Origin of the sequence: Streptomyces sp. NPDC002138, assembly GCF_040296485.1 — a bacterium.
In the GTDB taxonomy this organism is placed as follows: Bacteria; Actinomycetota; Actinomycetes; order Streptomycetales; family Streptomycetaceae; genus Streptomyces.
Genome location: NZ_JBEOXE010000020.1, coordinates 23,501 through 42,074, shown reverse-complemented (window position 1 = coordinate 42,074; position 18,574 = coordinate 23,501). Strand labels below are relative to the sequence as shown.

Annotated in this window: 19 protein-coding genes; 7 read left to right on the top strand and 12 right to left on the bottom strand. The window is 70.0% G+C overall.

Annotated features, from left to right (window positions below; translation table 11 throughout):
- Nucleotides 1–69: 69 nt before the first annotated feature.
- Nucleotides 70–855 carry a glucosamine-6-phosphate deaminase gene (nagB, locus tag ABT084_RS15555; RefSeq protein WP_351043180.1) on the bottom strand — a complete coding sequence of 262 codons (786 nt, stop codon included), beginning with the start codon at nt 853–855 and terminating at the stop codon, nt 70–72.
- Between the two features lie 549 nt (nt 856–1,404).
- A complete protein-coding gene (locus ABT084_RS15550; protein WP_351043177.1) occupies nt 1,405–2,166 on the bottom strand; it encodes an SDR family oxidoreductase in 762 nt (253 codons plus the stop codon).
- Between the two features lie 83 nt (nt 2,167–2,249).
- Between ABT084_RS15550 and ABT084_RS15545 the strand changes: the two genes are divergently transcribed.
- Both ABT084_RS15545 and ABT084_RS15540 read left to right on the top strand, forming a co-directional pair.
- On the top strand, nt 2,250–2,843 hold the full coding sequence (locus tag ABT084_RS15545) for a TetR/AcrR family transcriptional regulator (protein ID WP_351043174.1): 594 nt from the start codon (nt 2,250–2,252) through the stop codon (nt 2,841–2,843).
- A 403-nt stretch (nt 2,844–3,246) separates the two neighbouring features.
- Nucleotides 3,247–4,716 (top strand): sensor histidine kinase, encoded by a 1,470-nt coding sequence (locus ABT084_RS15540; RefSeq protein ID WP_351043359.1) that lies wholly within the window; start codon nt 3,247–3,249, stop codon nt 4,714–4,716.
- A gap of 176 nt (nt 4,717–4,892) precedes the next feature.
- On the opposite strand, the gene ABT084_RS15535 is transcribed toward ABT084_RS15540, so the two are convergent.
- Nucleotides 4,893–5,150 (bottom strand): WhiB family transcriptional regulator, encoded by a 258-nt coding sequence (locus ABT084_RS15535; RefSeq protein WP_004937597.1) that lies wholly within the window; start codon nt 5,148–5,150, stop codon nt 4,893–4,895.
- A 319-nt stretch (nt 5,151–5,469) separates the two neighbouring features.
- Nucleotides 5,470–6,438, bottom strand: coding sequence for a diacylglycerol/lipid kinase family protein (locus ABT084_RS15530; protein WP_351043170.1), 969 nt, complete (start codon nt 6,436–6,438; stop codon nt 5,470–5,472).
- A 94-nt stretch (nt 6,439–6,532) separates the two neighbouring features.
- Between ABT084_RS15530 and ABT084_RS15525 the strand changes: the two genes are divergently transcribed.
- The gene (locus tag ABT084_RS15525) at nt 6,533–6,967 is read left to right on the top strand and encodes a hypothetical protein (protein ID WP_351043168.1); all 435 of its coding nucleotides are present in this window, start codon (nt 6,533–6,535) and stop codon (nt 6,965–6,967) included.
- 61 nt (nt 6,968–7,028) lie between these two features.
- Here ABT084_RS15525 and ABT084_RS15520 read toward each other — a convergent pair whose 3' ends face one another.
- From ABT084_RS15520 to ABT084_RS15510, 3 genes are all read right to left on the bottom strand, one after another.
- Nucleotides 7,029–8,186 carry an RNA polymerase sigma factor SigF gene (locus ABT084_RS15520; RefSeq protein ID WP_351043165.1) on the bottom strand — a complete coding sequence of 386 codons (1,158 nt, stop codon included), beginning with the start codon at nt 8,184–8,186 and terminating at the stop codon, nt 7,029–7,031.
- Entirely contained in the window at nt 8,183–8,596 is a 414-nt protein-coding gene (locus tag ABT084_RS15515; RefSeq protein WP_283448400.1) for an ATP-binding protein, read from the bottom strand. The genes ABT084_RS15520 and ABT084_RS15515 overlap by 4 nt, the downstream gene beginning before the upstream one ends.
- Before the next feature lie 215 nt (nt 8,597–8,811).
- Entirely contained in the window at nt 8,812–9,072 is a 261-nt protein-coding gene (locus ABT084_RS15510; RefSeq protein ID WP_351043162.1) for a UBP-type zinc finger domain-containing protein, read from the bottom strand.
- 55 nt (nt 9,073–9,127) lie between these two features.
- On the opposite strand from ABT084_RS15510, the gene ABT084_RS15505 reads away from it, so the two are divergent.
- Entirely contained in the window at nt 9,128–10,708 is a 1,581-nt protein-coding gene (locus ABT084_RS15505) for a Na+/H+ antiporter (protein ID WP_351043159.1), read from the top strand.
- Between the two features lie 28 nt (nt 10,709–10,736).
- On the opposite strand, the gene ABT084_RS15500 is transcribed toward ABT084_RS15505, so the two are convergent.
- Nucleotides 10,737–11,687: a 1-aminocyclopropane-1-carboxylate deaminase/D-cysteine desulfhydrase gene (locus ABT084_RS15500; RefSeq protein WP_351043157.1), complete on the bottom strand. Its 951-nt coding sequence runs from the start codon at nt 11,685–11,687 to the stop codon at nt 10,737–10,739.
- A 132-nt stretch (nt 11,688–11,819) separates the two neighbouring features.
- Nucleotides 11,820–12,047 carry a DUF7848 domain-containing protein gene (locus ABT084_RS15495; RefSeq protein ID WP_351043155.1) on the bottom strand — a complete coding sequence of 76 codons (228 nt, stop codon included), beginning with the start codon at nt 12,045–12,047 and terminating at the stop codon, nt 11,820–11,822.
- A 311-nt stretch (nt 12,048–12,358) separates the two neighbouring features.
- On the opposite strand from ABT084_RS15495, the gene ABT084_RS15490 reads away from it, so the two are divergent.
- Both ABT084_RS15490 and ABT084_RS15485 read left to right on the top strand, forming a co-directional pair.
- Nucleotides 12,359–13,099, top strand: a complete 741-nt coding sequence (locus tag ABT084_RS15490; protein WP_351043152.1) for a helix-turn-helix domain-containing protein — start codon at nt 12,359–12,361, stop codon at nt 13,097–13,099.
- Between the two features lie 4 nt (nt 13,100–13,103).
- Nucleotides 13,104–13,574 (top strand): NUDIX domain-containing protein, encoded by a 471-nt coding sequence (locus ABT084_RS15485; RefSeq protein ID WP_351043150.1) that lies wholly within the window; start codon nt 13,104–13,106, stop codon nt 13,572–13,574.
- Between the two features lie 402 nt (nt 13,575–13,976).
- On the opposite strand, the gene ABT084_RS15480 is transcribed toward ABT084_RS15485, so the two are convergent.
- A complete protein-coding gene (locus ABT084_RS15480; RefSeq protein ID WP_351043147.1) occupies nt 13,977–14,555 on the bottom strand; it encodes a recombinase family protein in 579 nt (192 codons plus the stop codon).
- A gap of 236 nt (nt 14,556–14,791) precedes the next feature.
- On the opposite strand from ABT084_RS15480, the gene ABT084_RS15475 reads away from it, so the two are divergent.
- Complete coding sequence (locus ABT084_RS15475; RefSeq protein WP_351043144.1) at nt 14,792–15,739, top strand: restriction endonuclease; 948 nt, start codon at nt 14,792–14,794, stop codon at nt 15,737–15,739.
- 351 nt (nt 15,740–16,090) lie between these two features.
- Here the strand turns inward: ABT084_RS15475 and ABT084_RS15470 are convergent, their stop codons facing one another.
- Nucleotides 16,091–17,647: a recombinase family protein gene (locus tag ABT084_RS15470; RefSeq protein WP_351043141.1), complete on the bottom strand. Its 1,557-nt coding sequence runs from the start codon at nt 17,645–17,647 to the stop codon at nt 16,091–16,093.
- Nucleotides 17,648–17,950: 303 nt separating this feature from the next.
- Nucleotides 17,951–18,550, bottom strand: coding sequence for an N-acetylmuramoyl-L-alanine amidase (locus tag ABT084_RS15460; protein WP_351043138.1), 600 nt, complete (start codon nt 18,548–18,550; stop codon nt 17,951–17,953).
- Nucleotides 18,551–18,574: the final 24 nt, after the last annotated feature.

The following is an 18,574-nucleotide window of genomic DNA, read 5'->3' as shown; positions in this document are numbered from 1 at the left end:
CCGCGTACGCGGAAGGCCGGGCACCCCCGTGACAGGGATGCCCGGCCTTCCGCGTTCTGCGGCGCGCTCTTACAGGCCCTGCCAGGCGGGCTTGTTGGCGAAGGTGTGGCGGAAGTAGTCGGCCAGCTTCAGCTTCGAGGCGGCGGCCTCGTCGACGACGACGGTCGCGTGCCGGTGCAGCTGCAGCGCGGACGCCGGGACCAGCGCCGACAGCGGGCCCTCGACGGTCTGCGCGACCGCCTCGGCCTTGCCCTCGCCGGTGGCCAGCAGGACCAGGTGGCGGGCGTCCAGGATGGTGCCGATGCCCTGGGTGATGACGTGGTGGGGGACCTGGTCTATGTCGTTGTCGAAGAAGCGCGCGTTGTCGACGCGGGTCTGCTCCGTCAGCGTCTTGATCCGGGTGCGGGAGGCGAGGGAGGAGCAGGGCTCGTTGAAGCCGATGTGGCCGTCCGTGCCGATGCCGAGCAGCTGGAGGTCCACGCCACCGGCGGCGGCGAGCGCGTGGTCGTACGCCTCGCACGCGCCCACGATGTCCTCGGCGGAGCCGTCGGGGCCCATGAAGGAGGCCTCGGAGAGGCCGAGCGGCTCGACGACCTCGCGGAGCACGACGGCGCGGTAGGACTCGGGGTGGCCGGCGGGGAGCCCGACGTACTCGTCGAGCTGGCAGATCCGGGCGCGGGTGGCGTCGACCTCACCGGCCTTGACCTTGGCCGCGAGGGCCTCGTAGATCGGCAGGGGGGTGGAGCCGGTCGCCACGCCGAGCAGGGCGTCGGGCTTGCGGCGGACGAGAGCCGCCATGGCCTCCGCGATGAGTTCTCCGCCTGCCTTGGCGTTCGGGACGATGACAACTTCCACGCGGGGCCTGCCGATCTGAGAAGGTGCGTATGGTATAGACCAATCTAGCAGAGCCGAGCCCTGCCGCCCCCTCCATGGTGAGCGCTTTTCCCGCCCCCGTCCTGCGCAACCCCAACCCTTGCGCCCCCCGCCTCCGGACCCTGCGGGGTGCCCCTGTCCAGCCTCGTCGGCGGTGCCCATTCAGCCTCGCCGGCGTTTGAGGCGATGCCGCCGCCTGGCCTGCGCCGAGCTCCCGACCCTTGGCTTGCTCCCGTCCGGGGGTGGCCCGTTTCAGCCTCGCCGGCGTTTGAGGCGCCGCCGGAGGCAGACCAGCCGCCCGGCGCTTGAGGGGTGGCGTGTGCGGTGAGGGCCGGTCCCCGGCTGTCGGTGCCTCCGGCGGCGCCTCGAACGCCGACGAGGCTGGATTGGCGGGCGCCTCGAACGCCGACGAGGCTGGATTGGCGGGGCCCCCGGCGTCGGCGAGGCCGGGTTGGCGGGGCCTCGGGCGTCGGCGAGGCTGGATTGGCGGGGGCCCCCGGCGTCGGCGAGGTTGAAATGGCGGGGTCGGGGTTACAGGAGGGCCAGTTGGAGGCCGCCCGTGGCGTTCAGGTGTTGGCCCGTCAGCCAGCGGGAGTCCGGGGAGGCCAGGAAGGCCACCACGTCGGCCACCTCCGCCGCCGTGCCCACCCGGTCGAAGACCGACCGGGAGGCCGCGTGCGCCCGGGCCCCCGGATCGGCCAGCCACGCGCTGTTCAGGTCGGTGTCGGTGATCCCCGGCCCCACCGAGTTCACGGTGATCCCGCGCGGCGCGAGGTGCGCCGCCAGCGAGCGCGTCAACGCGTTCACGGCCCCCTTGGCCGTGATCGTGGCCAGGATCGCCGGCAGCGCGATGTCCGGCGTCCCGGTCACGTTCACGATCCGCCCGCCCTCGCGCAGCCGCCCCAGCCCGTGCTTGATGACGAAGAACGGCGCCTTCGCGTTCACCGCCTGGACCCGGTCCCACGTCTCCTCGTCGGTCTCCTCGATCCCCGCGAAGGTGGCCGCCCCCGCGTTGTTGACCAGGATGTCGACCCCCTCGGTGTGCTCCGGATGCGCGTCGTACGCCGCCCAGAGCGCCTCCGCGTCACCCGGCAGCCCGAATTCCGCCCCGATGGCGAAGGCCCGTCCGCCCGCCGACACGATCGCGTCGACCGTCTCCTTCGCCGCTGCCCCGTCCCGGCCGTAGTGCACGGCCACGAGCGCCCCGTCCCGGGCCAGCCGCTGCGCCACCGCCCGGCCGATCCCCCGGCTACCGCCCGTGACCAGCGCCGTCTTTCCTTCGAGCACGCCCATGGGGTGCCCCCCTCCGCAATCGCTAGTGGTCGCTACAGAAAGGACCGTATCAGATTCCCTAGCGCCCGCTATAGAATGGACGCATGGTGACCGGACAGCGCGGCAGGCCCCGCTCCTTCGACCGCGACGAGGCCCTCGACAAGGCGATGTTCGCCTTCTGGGAGCGTGGCTACGAGGCCACCTCCATCGCCGACCTGACCCGCGCCCTCGGCATCGGCGCGCCCAGCCTCTACGCCGCCTTCGGCGACAAGCGCAAGCTCTTCGACGAGGTCGTCGTGGTCTACGGCAGCCGGTACGGGGACTTCGCGGCCGTGGCCCTCTCCGAGGAGCCCACCGCCCGCGCCGCCCTGGCGCGGATCCTGCACGAGGCGGCCGAGGTGTACACGGACCCGGCCCACCCGCCGGGCTGCATGGTGATCAGCGCGGCCGTCAACACCACCGCCGACGAGGTGGCCGAAGCGCTACGGGTGAGGCGCCAGGCCAACCTGACGTTGTTCGAGAGCCGGATCCGGGCGGACGTCGCCACCGGCGCGCTGCCCGCGGACACCGACGCGGTGGCGCTGGCGCGGTACTGCGGTGCGGTGCTCCAGGGGATGTCGCAGCAGTCGCGGGACGGGGCGACGCGGGCGGAGCTGGAAGCGGTGGCGGTGCTCGCGATGGGGGCCTGGCCGCGGTAGTGGCCGACCGGAGCGGTGCTCGACGGCGGCCCGCACCCGGTATTCCACCAGCACATTCCTCAGGGCCACGGTGCCGGGACGGGACCCTCAGCCCGTCCGGCACCGCAGCCCGGAGTACTTACGGCCGGTCGGGTGTGCGGTGCCCGGCGGCCGGTGGGAGGCACCGACGCGGTCAGGGCAGAACGCGGCGGGTTACCTCGATCCGTCCTCCTGTGCGGGGAGGGCGGAAGTCTTCTGTCAATTGTGGACTAGACCATTCTGTTCTGTCCATCCAATGGCGGGTACTGCGACCCCGTCACTTCCTCCAACATTACGCGGACTCCGCCCCTCCTGGGTACTCCTGGGTAATCTCGGTGGGGAAAGTCATGGCCCAAGCCCGGGGTACCCTCGCAGCGTGCCCTCCATGAACGACCTCGTACGCCAGCACACCGCTCTCAGTGAAACCGACCTGGAGTGGCTCCACCTGCTGGTCTCGGAGTGGCAGCTGCTCTCCGACCTGTCCTTCGCGGACCTCGTGCTGTGGGTGCCCACGCTCGACGGGGCCCGGTACGTCTCGGTCGCCCAGATGCGCCCGAACACCGGCCCCACCTCCTACCAGGACGACATGGTCGGCCACCTGGTGCCGCGCGGCCGCCGCCCGCTGCTGGACGCGGCCCTCGACGAGGGCCGGATCGTGCGCGAGGGCGACCCGGAGTGGCGCGAGGAGGTGCCGGTCCGCGTCGAGTCGATCCCGGTCCGGCGCGAGGGGCGGGTCCTGGGCGTGATCGCCCGGAACACCAACCTGCTCACTGTGCGTACACCCAGCCGGCTGGAGCTGACCTACCTCCAGTCCGCCTCCGACCTGGCCCAGATGATCGCGGCCGGCTCCTTCCCCTACCCGGGGCAGCAGGTCGACATGGACGCGTCCCCCCGGGTGGGTGACGGCCTGATCCGGCTCGATGCCGAGGGCGTGGTGACGTACGCGTCGCCCAACGCCCTCTCGGCCTACCACCGGCTCGGCCTCGCCTCCGACCTGGTGGGCCAGCACCTGGGCAACACGACCGCCGAACTCGCTCCGTCCCGGGGGCCGGTGGACGAGGCCCTGGTCAAACTGGCCAGCGGCTGGGCCCCGCGCGAGACCGAGGTCGAAGGCAGCACCGGGGTCATCCAGCTGCGCGCCATCCCGCTCAAGCCCAAGGGCACCCGGATCGGCTCGCTCGTCCTGTGCCGCGACGTCACCGAACTGCGCCGTCGCGAACGGGAATTGATTACGAAGGACGCGACCATCCGGGAGATCCACCACCGGGTGAAGAACAATCTCCAGACGGTGGCCGCGCTGCTGCGGCTCCAGGCCCGCCGGATGGACTCCCCGCAGGGCCGGGAAGCCCTCAACGAGGCGGTCCGCCGGGTCGGTTCGATCGCGATCGTGCATGAGACGCTGTCTCAGAACCTGGACGAGCGGGTCGAGTTCGACGAGATCGCCGACCGCGTGATCGCGATGGTCGCCGAGATCTCGCCGGGCAACGTGGCCTGCCGCCGCACCGGCCGGTTCGGCATCCTGGACGCCGAGGTGGCGACCCCGCTGTCCATGGTGCTGACCGAGATCCTGCAGAACGCCCTGGAACACGCCTTCGTCCAGGGCGAGGGCGGCACGGTCGAGGTGTCCGCGAGCCGCAGCGGCAGCCGGCGCGACGACATGCGGCTGTTGATCACCGTGCTCGACGACGGGTGCGGTCTGCCCGAGGGCTTCGATCCCCAGCGGGCCGGCAATCTCGGACTGCAGATCGTACGGACGCTGGTCGAGGGCGAACTCGGCGGCACCTTCGACATGGTGCCGGGCGAGCCGCGCGGCACCAAGGTCGTCCTGGACGTCCCGGCCAGCCCGCAGAAGTAACCGTGCGTAGCGAGTCGGCGCGGCGCTGAGTCGGCACAGCGCCGAGTCGGCACAGCGCCGAGTGGGCACAGCACTGAGCCCCGGACCGATTGGTTATCGGTCCGGGGCTCAAGAGCATGGTGCTGAGCGCTGGTGCGGGGTACTACGCGCTGCGGCTCGAGGCTCGAAAGTCGAAATCAGGCGGTGGCGTTGCGCGCCCGGTTGCGAGCGGCGCGGCGCTTCATCGCGCGGCGCTCGTCCTCGCTGAGACCGCCCCAGACGCCGGAGTCCTGACCGGACTCGAGCGCCCACTGCAGGCACTGCTCCATGACGGGGCAACGGCGGCAGACGGCCTTGGCTTCCTCGATCTGCAGCAGCGCAGGACCGGTGTTGCCGATGGGGAAGAAGAGCTCGGGGTCTTCTTCGCGGCAAACGGCGTTGTGACGCCAGTCCATGGCTGCTCCATCTCCTTGTATTGCGGGCAGGTTGCTTGTGAATGTGAACGCTTTCACGAATCCCTTGATGGGGGAAGGGCCGACGCCCAGTTACCTGGTGTGGTCCTTGTTTCGTGGAGGGGTTCTGGCGATCTGTGTGGGTGCCGGGTTGTGCGGGCTGTCCCGATCGCCATGTAGAGATTCGCAAACCTCGGACGGGGATACAACCCCTTCCGGAAAGTTTTTTTGGATTCGTCGGTGTCTAGTAGGTCACAGCCGTACTTCCTAGGGGTGGACCGACGTTAAAACGTTCGAGTGGAAGGACTTTCGGCCCTTCCACTCACACAATCACACGCAGTGCACGGCGTACGCCTGTGAACCGAACGCTGGTGCGCAGGCCGAGGTGGTCGCCGTCCATCTGGAAGGGGAGCGGAACCTTCGAATGCAAGGTGAAGTCGGTCAGATCGTGCAGAGACACCGCATGCTTGCCGCGCGGACCCCGCTCAGGAGTCGAGGTCAGGAGCTGTGTCGCGTACCGGGCGACCGACGGAGTTGACAAACGGTCGAGCGCGAGTACGTCAAGCGCGGTATCGAACGACGCCTCGGGAGAGGCATAAAGGGGCCGATTGCCCAGATACGTCCACGGCGAGGTGTTGCACACTATCGACAGCACCAGATCCGTCACGGGATCCGCGCCGGGACGCTCCAGCGTCACCGTGCCGTGCCGCCGGTTCGGCTCCTCGAAATACTGGCGCAGGAGCTGTCGTACATAGAGGGCATGCGTCGAACGCTTGCCGCGCTCCCGCTGCTGCTCCACCCGGCCGACCACACCCGCGTCGAAGCCGAAGCCCGCACAGAACGTGAACCAGCGGGCCGGCACCGATTCGTCCTCCGTGCCCGGCGTGCCCTCCGCCAGGCCGAGCCCGACGGTCCGCTCCCGGCGCTCGCGCAGCGCGTCCAGCAGCGCGCCGGTCGCCTCGACCGCGTCGTTGGGCAGTCCGAGGGCGCGCGCGAAGACGTTGGTGGAGCCGCCCGGCACCACGGCCAGCCGGGGCAGGGCCTCCGGATCCGGTCCGTTGTGCAGCAGTCCGTTGACCACCTCGTTGACCGTGCCGTCGCCGCCCAGGGCCACCACGAGGTCGATGTCGTCGCTCTCGGCCGCCTGCCGTCCCAGGTCCCGGGCGTGGCCGCGGTACTCCGTGGTGATCGACTCCAGCTTCATCTCGCTGGCCAGGGCGTGGGTCAGGACATCGCGCGTGCGCGCACTGGTGGTCGTCGCTGCTGGGTTGGCCACGAGAAGTGCACGCATGAGCAGCAGACTACCCACCCCCAGTAATGCTCACCGCACTGCCCGGTCGGGACCGTCCCGTCGGGGGTGGGCGGCGCGCGGCTACCCTGCTGGGGTGAGTACGAAGCAGACCCCCGCCGCCGGACCGCCCGCCGCCACCCCGTCCGGCCGGCTGACCGCCGCCGCCGCGCTCACCGCGCTGGAGGGCCTGGCCCTGGCCGGGCTCGGTGTCTACATGCTGTTCGTGGGCATCGCCGGAGACCCGGACTCCCCGCGGCAGGCCGAAACCGGCGGGATCACCCTGCTGGCCCTCGCGGCGCTGCCGCTGATCGCGGCCCGTGGTCTGCGCCTGGGCCGCCGCTGGAGCCGCGGCCCGGCGCTGATCACCCAGCTGATGGCGCTGCCGGTGGCGTGGACGCTGTTCAACACCGGCGGCGCGATGATGGCCGCCGGGGTGGCGCTGGTGCTGACGGCGGTGGCCGTCGGTGCGCTCCTGCTCAACCCGGCGACGACGGAGGCCCTGGGTATCGGGCCGCGCGACGCCGCCTGAGCGACGTACGCCTGAGCGACGTACGGCCCCGGCGCGGTCCTGCGCGCGAGCGGTCCCGCGCTCACTCCTCGACGAGGAGCTTTTCGCGGAGCTGGGCCAGGGTGCGGGCCAGCAGCCGGGACACGTGCATCTGGGAGATGCCGACCTCCTGGGCGATCTGCGACTGGGTCATGTTGCCGAAGAACCGAAGCAGCAGGATCCGCTTCTCCCGGGGCGGCAGCCCCTCCAGCAGCGGCTTGAGGGACTCGCGGTACTCGACGCCCTCCAGCGCCTCGTCCTCCGAGCCCAGCGTGTCCGCGACCGCCGGGGACTCGTCGTCCGTGTCCGGGACGTCGAGCGAGAGCGTGCTGTAGGCGTTGGCGGACTCCAGGCCCTCCAGCACGTCCTCCTCGGAGATCCCGAGGCGCTCCGCCAGTTCGTGCACGGTGGGCGAGCGCTGGTGCTGCTGCGACAGCTCCGCGGTGGCCGTGGTCAGGGCCAGGCGCAGCTCCTGGAGGCGGCGGGGGACCCGTACCGCCCATCCCTTGTCACGGAAGTGCCGCTTGATCTCGCCGACCACCGTCGGCGTGGCGTACGTCGAGAACTCGACCCCCCGCTCCGGGTCGAACCGGTCCACCGACTTGATCAGGCCGATCGTCGCCACCTGGGTCAGGTCGTCCAGCGGCTCCCCGCGGTTGCGGAAGCGCCGCGCCAGGTGCTCGACCAGGGGCAGGTGCATCCGGACCAGCCGGTTGCGCAGCTCCGCCCGCTCCGGGGAACCCTCCGGGAGGGTGCGGAGTTGGACGAAGAGGGCGCGGGCGGCGCTGCGGTCGCGCGGGTCGCGCGTGTCGCGGACCTCCCGTACCTCCTCGGGCTCCGCCACGATGTCCGAGAGGTCGGCCGCCGTGATCCCGGCCGATGCCACGTCCGGCGCGGCGGCGTCCACCGCGGCGGAGTCCGCCGCAGCGGCGTCCACCGCGGCGGCGTCCACCGCCGGGGCGGCCTCCCGCGGCCCGTCCGCGTGCGGCGCGCCCGCCTGTGGCCCGTTCTGCTGTGGCTCGTCCTGCTGGGTCTCGCTCATAGGGCCCGCCCGTCGCTCCGCCGAGTCCGAAAAGCCGTCTTCCGCATCCGCCTCGGCCGGGTGCGGCCGGGCGTTCTGCTGCTCCGGGATGCCGCCGTCGACCTCGTGCCGCACTCGGGGCCGTTCCCCGCCCCGTACAGGGGTCTCCCCGCCGCTCACGCCGGGCCTGGTCCCGCGCCGCGCTGTTTGTAAAGGCTGATGCTGACCGTGCGGTCCTCCTCGACCGTGGCCTCGACCTTGCCGGCCAGGGCCGACAGCACCGTCCACGCGAACGTGTCGCGCTCCGGCGCGCGCCCGTCCGTGGTCGGCGCCGACACGGTCACCTCCAGCGAGCCTTCCACCAAGCGGAAGACGCAGCTGAGGACGGATCCTGGCACGGCCTGCTGGAGCAGGATCGCGCAGGCTTCGTCCACCGCGATGCGGAGGTCCTCGATCTCGTCGAGGGTGAAGTCCAAACGTGCCGCGAGTCCGGCCGTGGCCGTACGCAGCACCGACAGGTAGGCACCCGCAGCCGGCAGCCGGACTTCCACGAAGTCCTGGGTCCCGGGCTCGCCTGCGATCTGGGACACCCTCACCTCCAAGGTGGTACGAGCTGTGTTCGCCGGTGACGCTATCGCGATCCGGGCGATTGTGTCGCGGCACCCCTCGCGGACCGGCAGCGGAGCACTCCCGGAGCGCCCCCGCCTACGGCCAGTGACTGATGGTAGGCCAATAGGTACGCACAGTGCCTAGGGGTCTGCGGGCCCAAATCGGGGGAAGCGGCGGAGGGTTGACCTACCCCTCCTCAGACGATCGAACCGTCCACGAAACACCAGCGCCAGCTCTCACCCGGCTCGAAGCTCCGCATGACCGGATGGCCGGTGCTCTCGTGGTGCGCCGTGGCGTGCCGGTGGGGGGAGGAATCGCAGCAGGCCACCCACCCGCACTCCAGGCACATCCGCAGCTGCACCGGGTGGCTGCCGAGCGCCTCGCATTCCGGGCAGGTCGGGGCATGTGGGGCGGGCTCGGGGCGCGGCAATTCCGGAACGTGCGTGCACTCGCTCATGATGGCCAGCGTACGACGACGGTGCGGGCGCGCGACGACTCAGAATGGATCTTCGATGGAGGTATTGCCCCTGGTGGCACTGGTGGCGGGGAGCGCCGCCGTGGCCGGGCTGGCCCGCCGGACACCGGTACCGGCGCCGCTGCTGCTCGTCGCGGCCGGGCTGATCGCCGCCTACCTCCCGGGCGTGCCGCCGTACGCCCTCGACCCGCACATCGTGCTGCCGCTGCTGCTCCCGCCGCTGCTGCACACCGCGGCCGTGGACAGCTCGTACCTGGACCTGCGGGCCAACATCCGGCCGGTCGCGCTGCTGTCGGTGGGGTACGTGCTCTTCGCGACGGTGGCCGTGGGCTACGCCGCCTACCTGGTCGTACCCGGCCTCTCGCTGCCCGTGGCGCTGGTGCTGGGCGCGGTGATCGCCCCGCCGGACGCGGTGGCGGCCACGGCGATCGCGCGGCGGCTCGGGCTGCCGAACCGGATCACGACCATCCTTCAGGGTGAGTCCCTGGTCAACGACGCCACCGCGATCACCGCCTACAAGGTGGCCCTGGCCGCGGTCGTCGGCGTCGGCGCGGGCTGGGCCGAGGGCGTCACGGAGTTCCTGCTGGCCTCGGTGGGCGGGATCGGGGTCGGCCTGGTGCTGATGGTGCCGATCCACCACCTGCGGACCCGGCTGCGGGAGCCGCTGCTGCAGAACACGCTCTCGCTGCTGATCCCGTTCGTCGCGTACGCGGCGGCCGAGCGGGTGCACGCCTCCGGAGTGCTCGCCGTGGTGGTCGTCGGCCTGTACCTGGGACACCGGAACTGGCAGGTCGACTTCGCCACCCGGCTGCAAGAGGAGGCGGTGTGGAAGGTGGTCGCCTTCGTGCTGGAGTCGGTCGTCTTCGCGCTGATCGGGCTCCAGCTGCCGGTGGTCCTCAAGGGGCTGGCGGAGTACGAGGGCCTGCACGCGGCCTGGTACGCGCTCGCGGTGTTCCTCGCGGTGGTCGTGGCGCGGTTCGCCTGGGTCTTCCCGGCCACCTTCCTGCCGAGGGTGCTGTCGGAGCGGATCCGCGGGCGGGAACCGGATACGAACTGGAAGGCGCCCGTGGTCGTGGGGTGGGCCGGGATGCGGGGGGTGGTGTCGCTGGCCATCGCGTTCTCCGTGCCGGTCTGGGTGCCGCACCGGAACCTGATCCTGTTCCTGACCTTCACGACGGTGATCGGCACGCTGGTGGTGCAGGGCCTGACCCTGCCGCCGCTGATCCGCCTGCTGCGGCTGCCGGCGCGGGACGCGCACGCCGAGACCCTCGCGGAGGCCCAGGCCCAGAGCGAGGCCTCGCGGGCGGCGGAGGAGCGGCTGGCCGAGCTGCTGGACGAGCCGTCGAACGCGCTGCCGCCGCCGCTGGCCGAACGGCTGCGGACGGTGCTGGAGCGCCGCCGCAACGCGGTCTGGGAGCGGCTCGGCGAGGTCAACGCGGTGACGGGGGAGTCGGCGGACGACGTCTACCGGCGCCTGTCGCGGGAGATGATCGCGGCCGAGCGGGAGGTCTTCGTCACCCTGCGCGACCAGCGGCGCATCGACGACGAGATGCTGCGGGCGCTGCTGCGGCGCCTGGACCTGGAGGAGGCGGCGGCGTACCGCGAGGACACGGTGTGAGCGCCGCTTCCGGGCCCGGCCCGCGCGGTCAGGGGCGGCCCGTGACGACGGCCGTCAGGCGGGTGGCCGGGGGGAAGGCGCCCCGCGCCGCGAGCTCGGTCAGCGCCCACAGCAGCTTGGCGACGTAGACCCGCTCGACGGGGACCGCGTGCCGGTCCTCGAAGTCGGCCGCGAAGGCGTCCAGCTCGGGCGGGACCTTGCCGTAGCCCCCGTGGTGGAACTCCTCGGCCAGGCTCCAGTCCCCGCGCGGACCGCCGTACGCCGCCGCCTGGAGGGAACGTATCTCCGCGCCCAGGAACCCGCCGCGCAGCACCGGAACCCCGAGCGCCCGCTGCTCCGGGGCGAGCCCGGCCGCCAGCCCCGCCAGGGTCCCGCCCGTCCCGCACGCCACGGCCGCCACGTCGGTCAGCCCCCGCAGCTCGCAGCCCAGCTCCTCGCAGCCCGCCAGCGCGAGGGCGTTGCTGCCGCCCTCGGGGACGACGTACGCCCCCACGGCGCCGGCCTCGGCCAGCAGCGCGTCCCGTACCTCCGGCTCCGCCTTGCGCCGGTACGCCGCCCGGGTCACGAAGTGCAGCCGCATGCCGTCCGCCGCGCACCGGGCCAGGGACGCGTTCAGCGGGCGCGCGGCCAGCTCGTCGCCGCGGACCACCCCGATGGTCGCCATCCCGACGAGCCGCCCGGCGGCGGCGGTGGCCCGCAGGTGGTTCGAGTACGCCCCGCCGAAGGTCACGAGCGACCCGTACCCCCCGGCCACCGCGGCCCGCAGGTTCGGCGCGAGCTTGCGCCACTTGTTGCCGGGAGGGTACAGGTCCACTGGTCCAAGTATGTCCGTGTCCCACGGGACGTTGGTGTGGATCAGGTCATCCCGCTTCAGTAGCAAGCGGACGCCGTACCGCTCGAACCTGTCGTCACGGATCTCCTGCAACGGGGACGGCGGGCGTGGCTGCAAGAGCACGTCAACGTTCGCGGGGCGATTCACCCGTCCATTGTGGGGCGCTCCTGCCCGTGCCGTCGCACGTCAGAGCCCCGCCCACGCCATTCGGGTGGTGTGAGCGGGGCCGGAGCCGGCGCGCTGGACTGTCCTGATCGCCGTCGCCCAGCGGGCCGGGGTCTACGTCTGGCGGGTGACGCGCGCGTGATCCGTGAACACCCGCCTGAACAGGTCGTGCCCCGTCCGCCCGGCGTGCCGGAGCGCCCAGTCCTGCGCGTCCGCCTGTTCGTCGTGAGCGCCGGACTCGGCTCCACAGCCTTGGGCGACGCAAAACGCCTCGTACGTCACCCCACCTTCGGGGGCGTGCCGGATCGTGTGGGGGACGTAGCGGAGCACGGCGCGGGTCATCGACTCACCTCCGTGTGCGGGTGCTGGCGGATCTCCACGTTGCAGTCCACGACCCCCGAGAGGTCCCGGCGCCGGTAGCACTCAGTGCGCTGAGCGACCAGTGCCCCGCACACGTCGCAGTCAGGGTCTGCTGGATCGGGGTCGGGCACGGGGAACGGATGCCGCTGTTCGACTTGTTGCCACAATCCCGGCGCCATACCGAAAACCCCTTCACCGTCCGCTGGTGCCGCGATCGTCCCGCCGATGATCAGGACGGGGGAACCTCGTACGTTCGGCACTTCGGGACGTCCCACAGCCTGTAGAACGTCCCCATGCAGAACGAGCGGTTAAGGGCTGTCATGGCATCCGGCGGCTGGACTCATGCCTCATTGGCCAGCGTGACCGGCGTGGACCCGAAGAGCGTGGAACGCTGGGTGAACCTCGGGCGCACCCCACGCCGGGCAACCGCACTCAAGGCGGCGGAGACGTTGGGCGAGGACATCCACGCCCTGTGGCCGGCGCTCCGGCAAGCACGGGCAGCGCGGGCCGTCAGTCCGGAACTGGTCGCTCTGTACGACCAGCGGGCAGACCTTCCCGTATCCGTGTTCGTGGATCTCCTTGCGGCAGCGCGCGAGCGCATCGACGTCCTGGTCTACGCGGCGGTGTTCCTGCACGAGGCGTATCCCCGGCTGAACGATCTCCTGCGGGAGCGTGCTGCCGACGGGTGCGCGGTACGCATCGCAGTCGGCGACGCGGACAGCGAGAACGTCCAGCAGCGAGGACAGGAAGAGAAGTTCGGGCATGGCATCGAATCCCGCTGTCGCCTCGCTCTCTTGCACTACCGGCCGTTGGCGAGCGTGCCGGGCATCGAGCTTCGGACACACGGCACGACGCTCTACAACAGCTTGTACCGGGCTGATGATCAGGTGTTGGTCAATGCCCACGTCTGGGGTGTGAACGCGTACGGTGCGCCCGTGTGGCACCTTCGCCGCCAGGACTCCGGCGGCATGTTCGACACCTACGCGGACAGCTTCAATGCCGTGTGGGAGACAGCCCACCCTGTGGAGGCATGACCGGATGGCCCGGACCGAGTACTACGACGATCCCCACGCTCCGGAGCCGAACAGCATGGTCGTGGCCGCCTCGGCGGTGGTCACCGACGGCGAGGGCCGCATCCTGCTGCAACGGCGCACGGACAACGACCTGTGGGCGCTGCCCGGCGGAGGGATGGACCTGGGCGACTCACTGCCCGGCACGGCCGTCCGCGAGGTCAAGGAGGAGACCGGCCTCGACGTGGAGATCACGGGACTGGTCGGCACGTACACGGACCCCCGGCACATCATCGAGTACACCGACGGCGAGGTCAGGCGACAGTTCAACGTCTGCTTCACGGCCCGCATCACCGGCGGAGAACTGTCCCTCTCGAACGAGAGCACGGAACTGCGATTCGTGGCGCCGGCGGATCTCGACGCACTGCCCATGCACCACACTCAACGCCTCCGCCTCCAACACTTCTTGGAGCGCCGTCCCGCGCCATACCTCGGCTAACCATGCGCTGACAGCCACTTGGTAGGGGTTCAGGGGCCCTTACGGGGCCCGTTCTCGGGAGGCGTGGTGCACGTTGCTGCTGGCCAGGCCGCAGGGGGCAGCCCAAAAACGGGCCTACACCCAGCCCGCGTACTTCGTGCTGGGGCCGGGATCGCCGGAAGGTATGTGCGCTGAACTTTCGCTGCGCCCTCCCTCCCGGGTGCGGTGAAGCGGTGGTTGTACGCCGTTTCCCGTTTCCCTCATATGTTTCTTAGGGGAATCCCAAAAATCCAAAGAACCACCACTTCACCGCACCTGCCGACCTCCCCGTGAGTGCGGAAGTGCAGCCCCGCCCCGCCCAGACAGCAGAAGGACCGCCCACCCGCAGCGGGGCAGACGGCCTCTCAGGTACGAACGATCCGGTTACTCGGCTTCGCTCAGCGCCCGGTACAGCGTCGCGCGGGAGACCCCGAGGGCCTTCGCGATGGCCGTTACGCTCTCCCCCTTGGCCTTGCGGGCCTTGGCCGCAGCGAGCTTGTCAGCATCCATCACCGCCGGACGGCCGCCCACACGCCCCTGCGCCCTGGCAGCGTCCAAACCCGCGCGGGTCCGGTCTTTGATCAGGCTGCGCTCGAACTCCGCCATGGCGCCCACCACCTGGAGCATGAGCCGCCCGTCCGGTGTGTTCGGATCGATGGACGCCAGCGCACCCGTCAGCACCTTGAAGCCAACTCCCCGGGCAGCGAGAGCGTCCACCATGTTCACCAGGTCGATCAGCGAGCGAGCGAACCGGTCCAGCTTCCACACGCACAGCGTGTCCCCGGGGCGCACGTAGTCGAGAACGGCGGCAAGCTCCGGACGCTCCGTGTTCTTCCCGCTCGCCTTGTCCGTGAAGACCCGAGTGCAGCCCGCTGCCGTCAGCGCGTCGTGCTGCAACTGCGCTTCCTGATCATCCGTGCTGACCCTTGCGTATCCGATGAGGTGCCCCGTGTTCGCGTCCATGACCACATCGTCTCAAAACCCGTCTCACAACACCATGGGTTTCCGGCAGGTTTTGAGACGGGTTTTGAACGTCGATCGGGGCGGCAGGGGGCGTCAGTGCGGCCGTCTCACAAACCATCGTTTCTGGGACCCATCTTCGCGCGGACGTTGTGTCGCCATCCGCCTGTGGGAGAGGGGTGCCTGCCGCTAACGTACTGAGGCAGTCACGTTCTGTGTCGAGGTGAAGGGGGGCTCCGGTGCAGCAGCAGTCCGGCGCTACAGGCAAGGTCATCAACCCCAGCGCGTACAACGCATTGGCGGACGCATTGGCGGTCGTGTTCTGGAACAAGCCTCCGTTCCAGCGATATCTGCGCGGCATGCTGGCCAAGTACAGCGAGCTACTAGCGCAGCTCGATTTCAGCGTAACGAAGCGGGAGACAGCCGGGCTGCTGGTCGACTACCTCCGTGCCAATGAAGGTCGGTATGCGGACCTGGCGATCGAGCTGATGCTCGACGTTGCTGAGATGGACCGCTTTCCCAATCTGGAGCAGCAGGTTGACCGGGAAGTCTTGGTCGCCCGGGCAACTGCGGCTGTGGAGGAGCTGCGGCGCTGGACCAGTGGTCAGCAGAGGTCGATCAGGGACCACGAGAGGATCGCCGCTGAGATCATCGCTCGTGCGCAACGCTCCGAAGGTGACCGCGCCTTCGCCGGCGACCACGATGCGCTCAGGCAGCGCTTCATCGAGATGCACGCCATGCCGGACCCTCATCAGAGGGGGCGAGACTTTGAAGGCTTCATCAACGATCTGTTCCGTCTGTACGACATGGAACCGCGTGCCTCCTACGTGATGGAACACGAACAGGTCGACGGAGCCTTCACCTTCAACACCGACCACTACGTGATCGAGGCGAAGTGGTGTCAGGGGAGGATAGGGCGTCCCATGCTTGATGTGTTCAAGGCGAACATCGAGCGGAAGGGAAAGAACACGCTGGGGCTCTATGTCAGCGTGGGTGGATTCACCTCGGACGCTCTCGACGTGTACGGGTACAGCACGCCCTTCATCACGATGGAGGGCGGTGACTTCATGGCCGTCCTGGAGCGCCGTATCCGCCTCGATGATCTAATCCGGCGCAAGAAGGAGCATGCGAGCCAGACGGGACACTGTCATCTTCCTGTCGCTGAGATCCTCGCCGGTATGGAGTAGAGGTCGGCTCTTGCTGGGGGTGGCCCCGGCGAGTGTGGCCGGGGATGCCGGGAAGCAGCCGTGCCGGTGTCGGCGAAGGGTGCGGGGGCGGCAGGTGGCCACAGCCTCTGAACGCCATGAGTGACGAAGTGACGGAATGACGTTTAGTTCTGTTCCATGCATGGCGACGAAAAAATCTATACATAAGAGGTAACCGGCGCTGTGCGTCATTCCGTCACTTCGTCACTCCGGCCAGGGGTGGCCGTGCCCGTCGCTGCACGCAGGAGGGGCGAACTATCCGATGTAGAGGGCCTTTCCGGCAGCAGGCAGTGCGGACGCCTCAGAGGGCCCTCTGAGGCCCTGTCGGGCGGCTTATACGGGCTGAGGTTCCTCGCCTACCCAGTGGAACCTGAAGCGCGTGAGAACCGGGTCCTTGCAGCCCTGGCCTCGGGATGGGAGGAGCGCTACGGAGTGGAGGATCACGCGCAGCAGCATGCGGGCGCGTTCCTGGTCTGCTGCCATCCACGCTTGGTGCAGCATCTCGCCCTCTCGCAGGACCGTTATGTCGATGGCGCGCGTCAGTTCGGCCAGTTCTGTTTCCAGCGCGTCGAACTGAGCGGTGATCGCGTCCCGTAGTTGGTCGTAGCGCTGCTGTCCCTTCGGGCCCTTGAAGCGGCCCTGTACGAAGTGCGCTTCGTCCAGGCTGTCCAAGCGGGCTTGGGCGTCGTCCACGGCGAGCGTGAGTTCCGTGCGGCGGACGTCCTTCTCCGGGTCCTCCACGGCCAACCAGCGGATGGCGAGGTCCACCAGGAGGTCGTCGTCATCAGGCAGCGCGGAGACGCGCGAGATGAACGCGTGGGTCATGGCGTCGTCCGCAGCGTCGACCAGGACGGACATACCTTGGCAGGTGCTCTTGCCCAGGTTGATCCGCCGGTAGCAGCGGTACGACGGTCCGCCCTTGACCATGTTGCCGCCGCAGCGCCCGCACTTGAGAAGTCCCGACAGAAGCGACTGTGCCGCCGGCTTGCCTCGGCGTCCGTTCGCCATGGACTCGGACGTGCGCAGCCTCAGGGCGGCCTGGATGCGTGCCCGCTCGCCGGACGTGATGACTCCCTCGCCCACGCTGACGGGCTGTCCGTCCTCGCCCAGCATGGGTTCCTGCGTCGCACGCCACCGTTCCCGGCCTTGGTCGTCCGTGTACCGGTCATGCGTGGGCATCAGGCCGGCCCACGCGGGGGAGTGGGCGAGCTGCGTGATCGTGGAGGAGCGCCACTTGCCGCCCCGTCGGGTCATGAGACCGTCGGCGTTCAGCTTCTCCGCTATCGCGCTGGCGGACTCGGCGGACAGCAGGAGGTCCGCGATACGGCGGGATGTGGCGTACTCCTTGGGGTGGTGCTCCGTGGTTGTCCGGCCCTTCCGGACCCGCAGCCCGTAGGGCGGCTGACCGCCTGGCCACGCACCTTGGCGCTTCTTCTCCGCCTTCGTCGTCCGGGTCCGCACGCTGGTGTTGTACGACTCGGCGCGCGCCTGTTCGGCCAGCCACGCGAACAGTCCACGGTGCTGCGGTACGGAGCTGTCCAGGCCGTCCATGTGTGCGACCAGCCGGGCGTCGCGGCTCTCGAAGGTGTCGAGTACGTCGCCCACCTGCCGCATGCCCCGGCGGCTCAGGCGGTCCAGCTTCCACACCAGGAGGTGGCGGACCTCGCCAGCGACCACGGCGGCAATGGCCTTGTCGAACTTCTCGCGCGTGACGCCGGCCTTGAAGGCCGACGCCTCGTCTGTCCAGACCTCCCGGACGATCAGTCCTTCCCGCTGCGCCCGGTCCCTGAGGTCGCGTTCGTGCGCCTTCAAGGTGTCCTTGTTGTCCTGCAAGGTGCTGCGGCGCAGGTAGAGGTCACACAACTTGGCCGGGTCGGTCGCTATGCCCATGAGAGCCACCCTAGGTTGGGGTGATCACGGGCCAAACCGATTATTTCTGCTGGTCAGGCCCGCAAACACCAGTGGGTTTACTCTCGGGCAGCTCGGGATGGACCAGGTCGTCCCGCTTGAGCAGCAACCGCACCCCGCACCGCCCGAACCGCCCGTCCTCCACCTCCCACAACGGCGAGGCCGGCCGGGGCCGAAGCAGCAGGTCAGGGTTCACGGAAGGGTCCACCCGCCCATTGTGGCCGCCGGGGGCGCGGGGCGGGCGGGTGGCCCCGCGGCCCCGGCGGGTGGTCCGGGCGGTGGTTCTCAGGCGTCGGACTTGAGGCGTTCGGCTACGCGCTCGCGCATCGACGACATCGTGAAGCCCTTCGGGTCGATCTTGCCCGGTTGCCATTCCAGGTGGCCGATCACCGAGCGGGCCGTCCAGCCGTGGAAGCGGCAGATCGCCGCCGCGGCGCGGGCGATGGCGTCGAGCTGGGCCTCGGGCCAGGGGTCCTCGCCGTCGCCGAGGTTCTCGCACTCGAAGCCGTAGAAGTGCCTGTTGCCGTCCGTGTTCGCCTGGCGGTCCGGCGGCAGGGCCTTCTCCGCCACCACGGCGGCCAGGACGTCCGCGTCGCCCGCGCCCGCGTGGTTGGCCCGGCCGTAGCCGACGAGGTGGACCTCGCCGTCCTTGGTGATGACCCCGTGGCACAGCGGGCCCGGGAGTTCGCTGTAGCCGTCGCGGCAGATCTCGACGGTGTAGTCCGCGCCGCGGGTGACCGTGTGATGGATCATCACGCCGTTGACCGGGCCCCAGGGGCCCTTGTGGTTGCGGTTGTGGGTGCGCCAGGACCCGACTTCGACGACGGTCAGTTCCTCGGCCCGGAGTGCCGCGAGGAAACGATCGGCGGACATGGGTGCGGACATGAGCGCCTCCTTCCCGTGCGTGGA

Coding starts and splice junctions, on each gene's coding strand:
- ABT084_RS15550 (WP_351043177.1), bottom strand. CDS start 2,166: ATGGGCGTGCTCGAAGGAAAGACGGCGCTGGTCACGGGCGGTAGCCGG.
- ABT084_RS15545 (WP_351043174.1), top strand. CDS start 2,250: ATGGTGACCGGACAGCGCGGCAGGCCCCGCTCCTTCGACCGCGACGAG.
- ABT084_RS15540 (WP_351043359.1), top strand. CDS start 3,247: ATGAACGACCTCGTACGCCAGCACACCGCTCTCAGTGAAACCGACCTG.
- ABT084_RS15535 (WP_004937597.1), bottom strand. CDS start 5,150: ATGGACTGGCGTCACAACGCCGTTTGCCGCGAAGAAGACCCCGAGCTC.
- ABT084_RS15530 (WP_351043170.1), bottom strand. CDS start 6,438: ATGCGTGCACTTCTCGTGGCCAACCCAGCAGCGACGACCACCAGTGCG.
- ABT084_RS15510 (WP_351043162.1), bottom strand. CDS start 9,072: ATGAGCGAGTGCACGCACGTTCCGGAATTGCCGCGCCCCGAGCCCGCC.
- ABT084_RS15505 (WP_351043159.1), top strand. CDS start 9,128: ATGGAGGTATTGCCCCTGGTGGCACTGGTGGCGGGGAGCGCCGCCGTG.
- ABT084_RS15495 (WP_351043155.1), bottom strand. CDS start 12,047: ATGACCCGCGCCGTGCTCCGCTACGTCCCCCACACGATCCGGCACGCC.
- ABT084_RS15490 (WP_351043152.1), top strand. CDS start 12,359: ATGCAGAACGAGCGGTTAAGGGCTGTCATGGCATCCGGCGGCTGGACT.
- ABT084_RS15485 (WP_351043150.1), top strand. CDS start 13,104: ATGGCCCGGACCGAGTACTACGACGATCCCCACGCTCCGGAGCCGAAC.
- ABT084_RS15480 (WP_351043147.1), bottom strand. CDS start 14,555: ATGGACGCGAACACGGGGCACCTCATCGGATACGCAAGGGTCAGCACG.
- ABT084_RS15470 (WP_351043141.1), bottom strand. CDS start 17,647: ATGGGCATAGCGACCGACCCGGCCAAGTTGTGTGACCTCTACCTGCGC.
- ABT084_RS15460 (WP_351043138.1), bottom strand. CDS start 18,550: ATGTCCGCACCCATGTCCGCCGATCGTTTCCTCGCGGCACTCCGGGCC.